14 protein-coding genes and 3 pseudogenes are annotated in these 12935 nt (G+C 71.4%); 8 read left to right on the top strand and 9 right to left on the bottom strand.

The genetic code is table 11. From position 1 onward, the window contains the following. Window positions 1-11 precede the first annotated feature (11 nt). A complete protein-coding gene (locus tag ACH4OA_RS07315) occupies window positions 12-785 on the top strand; it encodes an NADase-type glycan-binding domain-containing protein (protein ID WP_397968041.1) in 774 nt (257 codons plus the stop codon). 69 nt (window positions 786-854) lie between these two features. Here ACH4OA_RS07315 and ACH4OA_RS07310 read toward each other — a convergent pair whose 3' ends face one another. Beyond that, window positions 855-1241 carry a MerR family transcriptional regulator gene (locus tag ACH4OA_RS07310; protein ID WP_365880533.1) on the bottom strand — a complete coding sequence of 129 codons (387 nt, stop codon included), beginning with the start codon at window positions 1239-1241 and terminating at the stop codon, window positions 855-857. Between the two features lie 377 nt (window positions 1242-1618). Between ACH4OA_RS07310 and ACH4OA_RS07305 the strand changes: the two genes are divergently transcribed. Then, window positions 1619-1993, top strand: a complete 375-nt coding sequence (locus tag ACH4OA_RS07305; RefSeq protein ID WP_397936350.1) for a hypothetical protein — start codon at window positions 1619-1621, stop codon at window positions 1991-1993. Between the two features lie 218 nt (window positions 1994-2211). Here the strand turns inward: ACH4OA_RS07305 and ACH4OA_RS07300 are convergent. The 4 genes and pseudogenes from ACH4OA_RS07300 to ACH4OA_RS07285 form a co-directional block, all read right to left on the bottom strand. Further along, window positions 2212-2523 (bottom strand): annotated as a pseudogene (locus tag ACH4OA_RS07300) (SCO5918 family protein); the annotation flags it as partial. Window positions 2524-2760: 237 nt separating this feature from the next. Then, the gene (locus ACH4OA_RS07295) at window positions 2761-4251 is read right to left on the bottom strand and encodes a DEAD/DEAH box helicase (protein ID WP_397936349.1); all 1491 of its coding nucleotides are present in this window, start codon (window positions 4249-4251) and stop codon (window positions 2761-2763) included. Window positions 4252-4431: 180 nt separating this feature from the next. Next, complete coding sequence (locus tag ACH4OA_RS07290) at window positions 4432-4635, bottom strand: cold-shock protein (protein ID WP_397936348.1); 204 nt, start codon at window positions 4633-4635, stop codon at window positions 4432-4434. 652 nt (window positions 4636-5287) lie between these two features. Beyond that, a complete protein-coding gene (locus ACH4OA_RS07285) occupies window positions 5288-5509 on the bottom strand; it encodes a hypothetical protein (RefSeq protein WP_365883974.1) in 222 nt (73 codons plus the stop codon). A gap of 404 nt (window positions 5510-5913) precedes the next feature. Here ACH4OA_RS07285 and ACH4OA_RS07280 point away from each other — a divergent pair, with 404 nt between their 5' ends. Beyond that, window positions 5914-6345 (top strand): hypothetical protein, encoded by a 432-nt coding sequence (locus tag ACH4OA_RS07280; protein ID WP_397936346.1) that lies wholly within the window; start codon window positions 5914-5916, stop codon window positions 6343-6345. Window positions 6346-6468: 123 nt separating this feature from the next. Here the strand turns inward: ACH4OA_RS07280 and ACH4OA_RS07275 are convergent, their stop codons facing one another. Both ACH4OA_RS07275 and ACH4OA_RS07270 read right to left on the bottom strand, forming a co-directional pair. Then, window positions 6469-6801: a nitrilase-related carbon-nitrogen hydrolase gene (locus ACH4OA_RS07275; protein ID WP_397968039.1), complete on the bottom strand. Its 333-nt coding sequence runs from the start codon at window positions 6799-6801 to the stop codon at window positions 6469-6471. A 403-nt stretch (window positions 6802-7204) separates the two neighbouring features. Further along, entirely contained in the window at window positions 7205-7552 is a 348-nt protein-coding gene (locus ACH4OA_RS07270) for a helix-turn-helix transcriptional regulator (protein WP_397936343.1), read from the bottom strand. 131 nt (window positions 7553-7683) lie between these two features. Between ACH4OA_RS07270 and ACH4OA_RS07265 the strand changes: the two genes are divergently transcribed. From ACH4OA_RS07265 to ACH4OA_RS07250, 4 genes are all read left to right on the top strand, one after another. Beyond that, window positions 7684-8154 (top strand): STAS domain-containing protein, encoded by a 471-nt coding sequence (locus ACH4OA_RS07265; protein WP_397968037.1) that lies wholly within the window; start codon window positions 7684-7686, stop codon window positions 8152-8154. Window positions 8155-8400: 246 nt separating this feature from the next. Continuing rightward, window positions 8401-9483 carry an alpha/beta fold hydrolase gene (locus ACH4OA_RS07260; RefSeq protein WP_397968035.1) on the top strand — a complete coding sequence of 361 codons (1083 nt, stop codon included), beginning with the start codon at window positions 8401-8403 and terminating at the stop codon, window positions 9481-9483. A 73-nt stretch (window positions 9484-9556) separates the two neighbouring features. Further along, window positions 9557-9751, top strand: a complete 195-nt coding sequence (locus tag ACH4OA_RS07255; RefSeq protein WP_397968033.1) for a hypothetical protein — start codon at window positions 9557-9559, stop codon at window positions 9749-9751. A 44-nt stretch (window positions 9752-9795) separates the two neighbouring features. After that, window positions 9796-10353, top strand: a complete 558-nt coding sequence (locus ACH4OA_RS07250; RefSeq protein WP_397936336.1) for a CGNR zinc finger domain-containing protein — start codon at window positions 9796-9798, stop codon at window positions 10351-10353. Window positions 10354-10361: 8 nt separating this feature from the next. On the opposite strand, the pseudogene ACH4OA_RS07245 reads toward ACH4OA_RS07250, so the two are convergent. Together ACH4OA_RS07245 and ACH4OA_RS07240 are read right to left on the bottom strand one after the other, a co-directional pair. Continuing rightward, window positions 10362-10472, bottom strand: a pseudogene (locus ACH4OA_RS07245) (TetR/AcrR family transcriptional regulator); the annotation flags it as partial. A gap of 126 nt (window positions 10473-10598) precedes the next feature. Beyond that, window positions 10599-11891: a M6 family metalloprotease domain-containing protein gene (locus ACH4OA_RS07240; protein WP_397968030.1), complete on the bottom strand. Its 1293-nt coding sequence runs from the start codon at window positions 11889-11891 to the stop codon at window positions 10599-10601. A gap of 275 nt (window positions 11892-12166) precedes the next feature. Between ACH4OA_RS07240 and ACH4OA_RS07235 the strand changes: the two are divergent. Continuing rightward, window positions 12167-12861: pseudogene (locus tag ACH4OA_RS07235) on the top strand (tyrosine-type recombinase/integrase); the annotation flags it as partial. Window positions 12862-12935: the final 74 nt, after the last annotated feature.

The following is a 12935-nucleotide window of genomic DNA, read 5'->3' as shown; positions in this document are numbered from 1 at the left end:
TACCGCCGGTCATGCCCGTCCAGCCCGCGAAGCCGGTGGCCCAGCGTCCCGTCGTACGCCCCGTGGCGGTGCCGGACGACGAGGTGACGGGCGTGCCCTGCCCCGCCTGCGGTACGGCCAACCCCCCGGGGCGCCGGTTCTGCCGGCGCTGCGCGGCGGAGCTGACCCCCGCCGAGAAGCCCGCCCCGCTGCCCTGGTGGCGGACCGTGTGGCCGCTGCGCCGCCGGGTGCGGGCGGGTTCGGGCCGGGCGGTGCGGCTCATGGTGATCCTGGCCGTGGTGGCGGCGCTGTGCGCGGGCGGCTTCCTGCTCCTGCCGGCCGGCCGCGCCCTGTTCGAGGACACCCGGGACAAGCTGGGCAAGCCCAGGCCCGTGACGCCCACGTCCACCAGGGCGAGCGCCGCGGTGCCGGGACACCCGGCGACCAACACCACGGACGGGCTGAGCAACCACTACTGGGGCGCTCCCGCGCCGGGCGCGTCGGTGACGTACACCTTCGGCAAGCCGTTCCGGCTGGTCGACCTGATCATCGTCAACGGCGCTTCCAAGACTCCGGAGGCGTACGCCCGCGAGGCCCGCGCGCTCCGGATGGACCTGGAGGTGACGACGCGGGACGGCGAGCGGCACCACAAGGACATCACGCTCAGCGACAAACCCGGTCCGCAGACGATCGCCACCGGGATCAGCGACGTCACGGAGGTGCGGCTGGTCCTGCGCTCGGCCGTGGACCTGACCGCGGGCCGTCATCTGGCCCTGGCCGAGGTGGAGTTCTTCGAACGGAGCTGAACCGGTGCCCGCGCCCGGCCCGGGTCACCGCGACGCGGGCCGGGCCGGACGACGTCCTCTTCGGCTGCTTCAGCGGAAGTCGGAACCGGGGCCGGCACCGGGGCCACGGCCGGCACCGGGGCCCGGGCCGCCCGCCGTCTCGCCGGCGGCCCGGCGGTACTCGGCGTTGATGCGCTGGGCCTCCTCCAGCTGGTCCTCCAGGATGACGATGCGGCACGCGGCCTCGATCGGGGTCCCCTGGTCGACGAGTTCGCGGGCGCGGGCGGCGATCCGCAGCTGGTAGCGGGAGTACCGGCGGTGTCCCCCCTCCGAGCGCAGCGGTGTGATCAGCCGGGCCTCGCCGATGGCCCGGAGGAAGGCCGGGGTGGTGCCGAGCATCTCGGCCGCCCGGCCCATCGTGTACGCCGGGTAGTCGTCGTCGTCCAGACGATCATTCAGGGGGTTGTCCGATGTCATGTCACCTCGCTGTGCAACGCGTCGAGGGCCCCGGTGCCGTGTGGCACCGGGGCCCTGAGGGGAATTCAACACCATCCGCCGGTCCGACTGCTGTGCCGACCCGGCACTGCCGACGGTGACCTGCGTACTTCCTGTCCAGCCGACCACCAGTTCATGTCTGGCGGTCCTTCTCCGACCGTGTCTACGAGCAGAAGCATACCCATGCCGGACGGAAATTCTCTACTCGTCAGATAAGTTTTCACTCTTCCGGCGGCGGAAGAAGCCTGCCGCGCTGGGGTCGCAGCACCCGGCCCGGAAGGTCTCCCGCCCCGTCCGCGGGCCGGTTTACCGCCCGGCGGGAGGTTCGGGGACCGGAAGGGCTAATAGGCTCTGCTGTCATGTCGAACCCTGATGAGCTGCTCGTCGCCATTTCCGCCGCAGTGGAGTCCGAGCGAAGCAATCAGATGGCGCTGACCGTGGTCGTCGGCGGTGCCGTCATCACCGGCCGGCTGGCTCCGGAGGCCGTCTGGCGGGAGCGGGTGGCCGAGGTCCTGAAGGACTCGGACCGCCTCGGCCCGTTCTCCGACGTCTTCGCGCGGACACCACGGGAGCACCGGACCGGACGCGGCGAAGCGCCCACGCATCTGCACTTCCACCTCGCCCGGATCCTTCAGGGCAACCTGGGGATCCCGGAGACGGGCGGTATGTACCGGGTCGCGATCAAGGACGTCAGCGCGTGGACCGTGGGCGACGTGAGCTACTTCGACCGGTGACGGGCGGGACGCCGTCCGCACCGCGTTCCCCGGCCGACGGGCCCTGACCGGACGGTGACATGGCGACGGGGCCCTGCCGACGTGGGTCGGCAGGGCCCCGAAAGGTTTCCGCGGGCGCTTGCCCGCCGTCCTCAGACGGCCACGGAACCGGCGCCGCCGAGCAGCGCGGACGCGGCCTGGAGCCGAGTGGGTCCGTCGAGCAGCGCGGGCGCCGTCGGGAGCGACGTGGCTCCGCCGAGCAGCGCGGACGCCGTCTGGACCGGGGTGGAGCCGCTCACGGGCGTGGTCTCGGGCCGCTCGTGACAGGTGAAGCCGAGGCGCTTCATGGCCCGGGTGATCTCGCCGGCGGTGAAGTCACGGCGGTCCTGCCGCGTGATGACCTCGCCCACCTGCTTGACGGGGTAGCGGCGGCGGCCGATGGTCACGGACTCGCAGCCGCCTGTGACCAGCTCGGGTCTGATGCCCTTCATCGAGGCAACGACCTCGAACTTGGTCAGGTCGAACGGGTACCGGGCGATGACACAGCGCATGGTGCCTCACAAAGGAGAAGTGGGGGGAGGGGCACCGGCCGCCCGGGGCGGGACGGACCGGTGCGAGACGGCGAGCCGCGTACCACAACGGCGGCGATACGCCCGTACCACGGCGGCGGCGATAGGTCCGTGCCACAGCGGGGGCGGCAGACCCGTACCGCTGCGGCGGGCGATACGCCCGCACCGCAGCGGCTTCCAGGGGCCCCTGGGGCCCCACGGGCCCCCGGTCCGGCGGTCCTACGCGGCCGACTCGTTGCCGGTCCGTCGCGGGGCCCTGCGGCCGCCTGCCGCGCCGGCGGGCCGGCCCGAGCCACCGCGGCCCCGGCGGCTCCGGGACGGCGAGGACGTGCGGCGGACGCTCTCGGCGACGGGCACGGTGATGACCACCGGGACACCGGAGGGCGCCTGGGCGCCCGTGATGCGGCTCAGCTCGGCCTCGCCCGAGCGGACCGGGGTGACCTGCGGGGTGATGCCGGCGGACGCCATCAGCCGGGTCATGCCGCGGCGCTGGTCCGGGGTCACGAGGGTGACGACGCTGCCGGACTCGCCGGCGCGGGCCGTACGGCCGCCACGGTGCAGGTAGTCCTTGTGGTCGCTGGGCGGGTCCACGTTGACGACCAGGTCGAGGCTGTCGACGTGGATGCCGCGGGCCGCGACGTTGGTGGCCACCAGGACGGTGACGTGACCGTCCTTGAACTGCGCCAGCGTCCGGGTGCGCTGCGGCTGGGACCGGCCGCCGTGCAGGGCCCCGGCGCGGACACCGCTGCTCAGCAGGTGCTTGGTCAGCCGGTCCACGGCGTGCTTGGTGTCCAGGAACATGATGACCCGGCCGTCCCGCGCCGCGATCTCCGTGGTCGTGCGGTGCTTGTCCGCGTCGTGCACGTGCAGCACGTGGTGCTCCATCGTGGTGACGGCACCGGCGGACGGGTCGACGGAGTGCACCACCGGATCGGTCAGGTAGCGGCGGACCAGCAGGTCCACGTTGCGGTCCAGGGTGGCCGAGAACAGCATCCGCTGGCCATCGGGGCCCACCTGGTCGAGCAGGGCGGTGACCTGGGGCATGAAGCCCATGTCGGTCATCTGGTCGGCCTCGTCGAGCACCGTGATGCCGACGTCGACGAGCCGGCAGTCGCCGCGGTCGATGAGGTCCTTGAGCCGGCCGGGCGTGGCGACGACCACCTCGGCGCCGCTGCGCAGCGCACCGGCCTGCCTGCCGAGGGACATCCCGCCGACGACGGTGGCGAGCCGCAGGCCCACGGAGCGGGCGTAGGGAGCGAGCGCGTCGGTCACCTGCTGGGCCAGCTCACGGGTGGGGACGAGGACCAGTGCCAGCGGCCGGCGCGGCTCGGCACGGCGGCCCGCCGTACGGGCCAGGACCGCGAGACCGAAGGCGAGGGTCTTGCCCGACCCGGTGCGGCCGCGGCCGAGCACGTCACGGCCGGCCAGCGAGTTCGGCAGGGTCGCGCCCTGGATCGGGAACGGCACGGTCACGCCCTCCCGGGCGAGCGTGCTGAGCAGGGGCGCCGGCATGTCGAGCGCGGCGAACGACTCGACCGCGGGCAACGCGGGCGTGACCGTCTTCGGCAGCGCGAACTCGCCCTGCGCGGACTGCCGGTTCCCGTAGCCGCCGGAGCGGCGCGGGCCACCGGAGCGCTTCGGGGCGGAGCTTCCCCCGAAACGGTCGTACGTGCGAGTGGAGCGTGTGCGATCGGTACGCGTGCGGTTCATGCAGAACCTTCCTCGATGCGGGCACGTATCAAGGAAATTCCGCAGCAGAACGAGCGGCGCAGAGAATCGCGAGAACGAGCCGAAAATGTCGGGGCCGAAACGCCCCGGGAATAAAGCGAGCTGGGGCCCGCACCCCAAGGTGCGGGCCCCAGCTGCGAAGAATGCGTCAGTGCCGGTGCGTCAGGCGGGAACGATGTTCTCGGCCGTCGGGCCCTTCTGGCCCTGCGCGATGTCGAACTTCACCTTCTGGCCTTCCTGGAGCTCACGGAAGCCCTGGGCGGCGATGTTCGAGTAGTGGGCGAAGACGTCGGGGCCGCCGCCGTCCTGCTCGATGAAGCCGAAGCCCTTTTCCGCGTTGAACCACTTCACGGTACCAGTAGCCATTTTGTTTCTCCTTCGGAGACGGTGCCAGGAAAACACCCTGTGTGTATTCCGTGTCGCCGTGATGATCTGCCGTCGGAAAAACCTTCTGGCAACCACACCTGCAACTGATGACGACACTAGCACGCCGGCACCGGCCCTGCACGGCAACTAATTCGGCGCCGCTCGGTCCCGCAGGAATATGAACGGAGCGCCGTATCGATTTCTTACACGGCGACCACAGATATTGGTTCCCGGGGGCGCGGTATTGCCGTACCGGTGTTTGCCCGGCGGCGCTGTGACCTCCTGCGACGCCCCGTACGGCCCCGCTGCCGCCCCGCCGGCCGCGACGGGGGACAAGTCAGCCGAAACCCGGCGAGGAGACGAAGCCCACAGGGCGTTTCGGGCGAGTCCGACGGTGCCCCCACGCGGCCATGGCGCCGCCGGAGCCGGTGTGCACGGGTGCACGGGTGCACGGGCAGGAAACCGAAGCCGGTGTGCACGGGCGCCCGGCAGGAAACCGAAACCAGGGTTCACGGGCGCGCGGGCACGAAAAAGGCCCGGCACACGATCTCGCCTGGGCGAGGGTGCACCGGGCCGGACGAGAGTGAACCGGGCCCGACGAGGCGGTCCCCCCGGAGGGGCTGGGGGTGTGCCGTGACCGGGTACGGCGGTCCTACAGCTTGGTCATCTTGTTGTACGGGCTCAGGATCCGCATCTGCGCCGAGCCGAAATCCACGAGAGCCGCGATTCCGTCCTCGATGCCGACGACCCGGCCGAGGCCGTACACGTCATGGTTCACCTGGTCGCCCACGGCGAAGTGCTTGGGCGCCGGTGCGACCGGGGCCTTGAAGGGGCTGGTGGCCAAGTGACGCTTCGGTGCAGCAGGCTTTGTCATGGTTCAGTATGAGCCTATCTGCGGCCCGCTTGCTGTGGCCGTGGGCACAGATCGCCACGGCGGCACCCGCGCCACGTCTCTGACCTGCGCTTACGAGATCCGGTCCGGCAAAAATCGACCGCAGATCTCCTTCGCCGACTGTATCCGACCCCCGCGCCCGGCCCACCGGCGAACACCCCGCACCCATCCCCGACCAGCCCAACCCCACCCATTCCACCCCCGCCCCGCCCCCGGCCCCGGCGGGCCCCGAGGGTCGGAACCGGGCGAGGGGCTCGCGCCCGGCCTGGGCGCACGTCACCCGGTCGGGCTAACGCCTGTGGCCGGAACGGGTGCACCGAACGGATAGTCGAAGCAGTCGGACGTACGTCCCGCACGGCGTCCGCCGTTCGAGAACGGAGCGTCCCATGACCGCACAGCCCCACGCCGGGTCCCCCTCCGGCGGTCACACCCGGAACAGCCCCTTGGCCGCCGGCGGCGCCGTCTTCGCCGGCGTGCTGTTGCTGCTGAACGGCATCCTGGCCATCCTCCAGGGCATCTCCGCGCTCGCCGCGGACGACGTGTACGCCCGGATCGACCACTACGTCTACAAGATCAACCTCACCGGCTGGGGCTGGATCCTGCTGATCCTCGGCATCATCGCCGCCCTCGTCGGCGGAGGCATACTCGCCCGCGCGACCTGGGCCCGCGTGGCCGGCATCGTGCTCGCCTCGCTGAGTCTGCTGGCCCAGTTCCTCTTCCTGCCGTACGCGCCCGTGTGGTCGCTGATCACGATGGCCATCGACGTGTTCATCATCTGGGCCCTCGCCACGTACCACCCGGAGACAGCACGCCGCTGACGCGGCGACGGCCCCTCACCGAGGCGGGCCGGCGGTACGGTGCCGAACGCCGGGAACCGGACGCGCTCCCCGAGGCGCGCAGCCCGCGCGCGTTCATCGAGATGTTCGCGTCGGCCACCGGCGTCACACCATGAACGAACCCTTCGCCGGGAGCGCGGCGGCGCGGTCCAGGTTCCGGAGCATGGTCAGGCCGCGGCGGGTCCCGGCCGGCGCCGCCTCGTCGAGGTCGGTCACCACCAGTTCCGCCGCCCGGTCACCGGCTTCCGCCAGGGTGCGCCCGTCCGGTCCGTACACGGCGCCACGGCCGCAGAAGTCCCACGGCCCCTGCGGACCGACGAAGTTGGCGCACAGCACGTAGAAGGTGTTCTCCAGTGCGCGGGCCGGGAAGTACACCGAACGGCGGTGGTCGGAGTCGCCCCGGACGAACGCGCCGCCGCACAGCCGGTGGCCCGGCACGCCTCGCGGACCGCGGTCGGTGCGGGGCCGTCCAGGGCCAGGGCGCCGCCGGGCAGGTGGGTCGTGAGCCATCCGGGCTCGCACCCGGTGAGGAAGAGTGCGGGGAACTGGACGACCCGGACCCCGGCGTCCGCCACGCGGGCGATGGCCGCGGCCGCCTCGGCCGCGTTGTGCAGCGTGGCGCCCGGGCGGGCGACGGTCTGCCGCGTGGTCGCGGCGCCGTGCGGCAGCCTGCCGCCGACGCACAGCTCCGTCACGGCCGTGCCCCCGGCCTCCAGTGGGCCGTGCGGCCTCCACCGTGAGAGCGAGAGCCGATCCCACGCAGTGGCCCCAGCGCATCAGCGGCCGGTCGCCGGCCGCGGGCTCGCCGCCGGGGCCGCCGGAGGAGGGGACTGGCCGGCGGTCAGGCCGTCGCGGGCTGCCGGCCGGGCTGGTCGCTGCGGTCCGCCTCGTCCGCGACGAGCAGGGAGAGCAGCGAGGCCACCGTCAGCCCCTGGTCCGCCTCGGCGGGATGGCGGAGCACCTTCGTGGGGTCGATCTGGTACGTGTTCCCGCGCCCCTCCCGCCTGTGCGAGAGGTAACCGTCCCGTTCGAGGTCAGAGATGATTTTCTGAACGGCGCGCTCGGTGAGCCGGCAGTACGCGGCGATGTCGCGGATCCGCGCGTTCTGGTTGTCCGCGATGGCAGCGAGGACGCGGGCGTGGTTCGTCAGGAAGGTCCAACCAGTGTGTGTCTCGGGCACTCCGTCCATGCTGCGAGTTTACCCAACCCTACTTTCACGCATCCGGAAACACGTATTACATTTCATGTATCGGCGGACGTGCCCCGGGCGTACGGGGAGACGTGGCCGTAGACGTCGTCGACCAGACGCGGGAGCGAACCATGCACGGCCTTGCCCACGGCGGTACGACCGCGACGCCCGGCCTCACCGGCCCTGGCGGCACGCAACGCCGTACGCCGCCCAGCCTGGTGACCGCCGCGTACACGCCGTGCGGTAGCCGGACCCGGGTGACGGTCCTGGGGGAACTCGATTTCGACTCCGCCCGCGCCCTGTGGCCCGGTCTCCAGGAGGCGCTCGCCGGTGCGTCCGCCGGCCTCGACTTCGATCTCGGCGGTGTCGACTTCTGTGACTGCGCCGGGTTCAACTTCCTGCTGGACCTACGCCGGCAGGCCCTGGGTCAGGGCAAGACCGTCGCCCTCCACGCCGTCAGCCCCGCGGTCGACAGACTGCTCACCCTCATCGGGGCCCGGGAACTGTTCACCGCACCGCGTCCGCACTGCGCCGACGGCCCCCTTCCGGCGGACGCCGAGCACGCCCCTGTTCTGCTGCGGAGCCGGGCCGACGCCGGATGACGGGGCCCGTATGCCCCGCGGTGTCGCTGGTCCGGCTGAGAGGTCGCTGCTGTCCGTCACCGATCTAAGCGGTGATCGTGCGCGTCCGGTCGGATGTCATTAGGTGGCATAGGTAGAAATTCCGCTCCTTTTGGGAGTCAATCCCTCGCCGTAGGTAGGATGGATGTCACCGCCTTGACCGGTGACGCCACGTGTGGAACAGTCGGTCACCCGCAGGCCGGTGACAACAGCACACGGAGGATGCGCATGATCGACAGGCGCAGTTTCGGCAAGGTCCTGGGCGTGGGCACAGGCGCGGCCGCCGCTTCACTGGCCGGCCTGCACACCGCGTCGGCCACCACGCGGAGCGCATCCACCGCGTCCGCTGCCACCCCGACCACATCCACCGCGCCGGCCGTTCCCGCGACCGTTCCCGGCGCACACCCCGCCTTCCCGCGGCTGAAGCAGATCAAGGCCGGACTGCTGAACGTCGGCTATGCCGAACTGGGCCCGGCCCACGGCCCCGCCGTCATCTGCCTGCACGGCTGGCCGTACGACATCCACAGCTACGCCGATGTCGCTCCGCTGCTGGCCGAGGAGGGCTACCGGGTGATCGTCCCGTACCTGCGCGGTCACGGCACGACGCGCTTCCTGTCCGACCGGACGTTCCGCAACGCCCAGCAGTCGGTCATCGCGCTCGACATCATCGCCCTGATGGACGCGCTGAAGATCGAGAAGGCCGTACTGGCCGGCTTCGACTGGGGCGCCCGCACCGCGGGCATCATCGCCGCGCTCTGGCCTCGTCGCTGCAAGGCCCTGGTGTCGGTGGGCGGATATCTGATCACCGATCGCGAGGCAAACCTGAAGCCGCTGGCACCGGAAGCCGAACACGCCTGGTGGTACCAGTACTACTTCGCCACCGAGCGTGGCCGGCTCGCCCTGGAGGACAAGAGCCTGCGGCACGACCTGACCAGGCTCGTCTGGGACACGGTCTCCCCGACCTGGGAGTTCGACGACGCCACTTTCGAGCGCACCGCGGCGGCCTTCGACAACCCCGACTACGCGGCCGTCGTCATCCACAACTACCGCTGGCGGCTGAGCCTCGCGGACGGCGAGCGCGGCTACGACGGACTCGAAAAGCAGCTCGCCGCGCGCCCGGTGATCGGGGTGCCCGCCGTCACGCTCGACGCCGGGCGCGACCCCTTCACCGCTCCGGGCGACGGGACCGCGTACCGGGACCGGTTCGTCGGCGCGTACGCGCACCGAACCCTGCCGGAGACCGGCCACAACGTGCCGCAGGAGGCACCCGCAGCCTTCGCCCAGGCCGTCATCGACGCGGACCGCCTCTGACGGCACGACGCACCCCCCGGACTCACCCACTGGACGGGTGATCCGACCGCCGTACACCGAAGGGAGTCCGGTCATGGAGATCCGGGATGCCGGGGACGGCGCCGCTGCGGCACGCCGAGCTCGGTTCGGCACGCTGCCCGAGCGGGTCCGCCCCCGGGACATGGTCCAGGAGCGGCCGGTCGCGCCGAAGGACCCGGCGCGCTACGCCTACGACCCGGAGGCCACCTGGAGGTCCTTCTCGTGTCTGGCCGCCGACCTGGGCCTCTGATCCGGATTCTTGCCCGGTGAACAGTCACCTGTCAGGATGGTGACGTGAACCTCGATCACGTCTTTGTCTGCGGAGACCCGGCACTCGATTTCGTCGCGACGCTGCGAGCACGCCGTTCGGCGCGCTTCGAGATGTTCGTGACGCCGGACAGGCTGAACGCCTGGTACGTGGAGTCCGGCATCGTCGACGCGGTCTCGCCCGGTCAGGAGGCCGACGTCGAGCAGGCGACGACCGTACGGGAAGCGATATACCGACTGGTCACCGCCCGCCGGCTCGGCGAGCGGTACGACGGGGCGGCGCTGACCGTGGTGAACAACGCGGCACGGAAGCCGCCCGCGGTGCCGCAGCTCACTCCGGCGGGGCGGTGGACGCAGGCGACACCGGAAGAAGCCCTCTCCGTGGTGGCCCGCCGCGCCATCGAGCTCCTGAGCGGGCCGGACGTACCCCTGCTCAAGGAGTGCGGCAACCCGGAGTGCACCCGCACCTACATCGACCGCTCGCGCGGCATGCGCCGGCAGTGGTGCGGGATGGAGTCCTGCGGCAACAGAATCAAGGCAGCCGCATACCGGGCCCGGAAGAAAACCCCGTCCCCTACTGGCTGACCCCGCACGCGGAGATGCCCGATCCCGGCGTCCAGCGCCGCCTCGCGGCGGGCCGAGTCACCCGCCGACATCATGAGGGCCACGCCTCCCTGGACGCCCGCCAGCAGCGCGGCGGCCGTCATGGTCCACGGCGTGAACGTCAAGGCACCGTTCTTCCTCACCGCCACGGAGCCGCCCACGAACGCGGTGATCGTGGGCGGCCGGGCCCGTGCGGACCGCCGGTCGGCCCGGGCGACGCCTGGCCGTCACCACTTGACGGTGTTCACCGTGCTGGTGTGGGCGTCGGCGGACCGGACGGTGAACTGGACGTTGGCGGCTCGGTCGAAGAAGGTCTGGCCGGGCTGCCAGGTGGCCATGTCCAGCGTGCCGCAGCCTGCCGGTGGCGCCGCGGCGGCGGGATTGGGCACCACCCGGATCGGCCCCTGGCCGTTCGTGACGGAGGTGTCGACCTTGTAGATGACGACGCCCGAGGAGCAGGCCCCGGAGTCGTTGTGGGCCTTCCTGCGGGCCTCGGCGACGTAGGCGGTGGTGGCGCCGGTCTTGACCACCAGCAGTTTGGTGCCGCCGACGTACTCCACACCGTTCAAAGTGGCGGTGTTCTGGGTCCTGTTCTGCCACACGCACACGGTCTGGCCGTCCCCCGTCCAGCCGAACTTCCAGGAGAGCCAGCCGAAGTACTGCGGTGCGGCTCCGGCGATGTGGCCCATCACGTCCCAGCCGCCGACGTACCGGTGCTGATCACCGCTGAAGGCGTACAGGTCCGGTGCTCCGAAGACGTGAGCGGTCTCGTGGGCGGCCACCTTGTACCCCCAGTGCCACATGTCGGTGCCGAACGTCACCGCCCAACGGATCGTCGTGCCCTTGATGACGATCGGCTGGGTGGGCGTCCAGTACCACGCGTGGGAGCCGCTGACCTGGGAGTGGGCGGTGGAGACGATGTAGTACAGGTCGTACCTGGCCAGATCGGCGCCGGCGTCGGCCGCCGCGCGCAGCGCGTCGGTCACGTACCGGGTGTGCTGTTGGTAGGTGGGGCTGGAGGTGCCGTAGGCGTTGGAGGGCGACGGCATCCGGATCCAGCGGTTCACGACCGGCCGCATGCTCAGCCCGGTCTTGCCGTACGAGGCGTTCCACACCCAGTCGGCGGCCGGTGTCAGGAGGTTGTAGTAGTCGGCGACGCCGCCGGCGCCGGCCACGTCGGGGAAGTCCACGTAGACCACGCCGACGTTCTTGACCCCCAGGGGATCCAGGAATTGGGTGTAGTCGGTGTTCTGGCCCTCGTCGACCGTGGTCCCCCGCCCCTGCAGGGCACACGGCGAGGTGCTCCCGTTGACGGCGTGGGCACGTTGGGCGGGGACGGTGGTCGCGGTCAGGGCGAGCAGCCCCGCGAGGACCCACAGGGCCAGTAAGGGGAGGAGCGGGCGTCGCGTCCGGCGGGCCCGGAAGCGCGGGATGTCCCGGCCTCCCCCCGGCAACCGGGGCACACGGTCCGACCGGACCTCCGCCGGAGTCCCCTCACGCGGTACTCGTGTCTCACTCATGGGACGACCATCCCGGCCATAACGCGACAGGCCGGAGCAACAGCGGCAAACTCATCCCATGGAGTGGAGCGGGGGCGCTCCGGCGCGTGACTGCCCAGCCGGCGAACAGACCCCGCTGCTCCCCGCTCGATCCGGTGCGCTGGTGGTTGCGGCCGTGGCGCGCACACCACGGCCGCAACCTTGTGATCCGTAGCTCGGGAGAAGGCGCCGACTGGCTCGCTGCCCGCTCCGCCCGCCGGGCCTGACTGACTAGGCATCACGCTGCCGTGAGCTTCAGGCGGTCGGGCCGGATCAAGGGGGCGGGCAAGGAGTCGGCCACCGAGCGGCGCATTGCCACCGTCGCCCAGGCCGACGCCCTCGCCGACGCGATCGGTATCCGCTGGCGGCTCATGGTCTACCTCGGCGCGTACGGCCCGATGCGCCCGGAAGAGCTGGCCGGCCTCCGCCGCCGGAACGTCGATGCCGACAACCTCGTCATCCGCGTCCGCCGCGCCGAGCCCGAGCGGACCAACGGCAAGCGCGCCCCGGGCCGGCCAAGTCGGACGCGGGTGCCCGGGTCGTCGTACTCCCGGCCTTCCTCCACAAGGAGCTGAGGCAGCACCTCGCGTGGTTCGCCGAGAAGGGACCTGACGGCCTGGTCTTCGTCGGCGAGAAGGGCGCACCGTTCCGCCGTACCTCCTTCGGACGGAAGTGGCGGCGTGCCCGAGCCGCCGCCGGTCTCCCCGACGACTTCCGTGTCTACGACCTTCGTCACACCGGACACACTCTCTCCACCCGGTCCAGGGCCACCCTCAAGGACACGATGGTCCGCGCCGGGCAGTCCTCCGAGAAGGCCGCGCTGGTCTACCAGCACTCCGACGATGAACGGCAGGAAGAGGTCACCGCCGGCCTCGACGCCACGGTAGGGAAGGCCCGGGCTGAGGCAGCCAAGAAGACGGCTGCCGCACCTTCTGGCACGCATCTGGCACGCGGCGACGGATCACCGGACACAACAACAAGGCCCAGGTCTCTGACCTGGGCCTTCAGCATGGAGCGGGTGACGAG

This window comes from Streptomyces sp. NPDC017095 (assembly GCF_044332325.1).
GTDB lineage: Bacteria > Actinomycetota > Actinomycetes > Streptomycetales > Streptomycetaceae > Streptomyces.
This window is presented reverse-complemented; position numbering and strand designations above follow the sequence as displayed.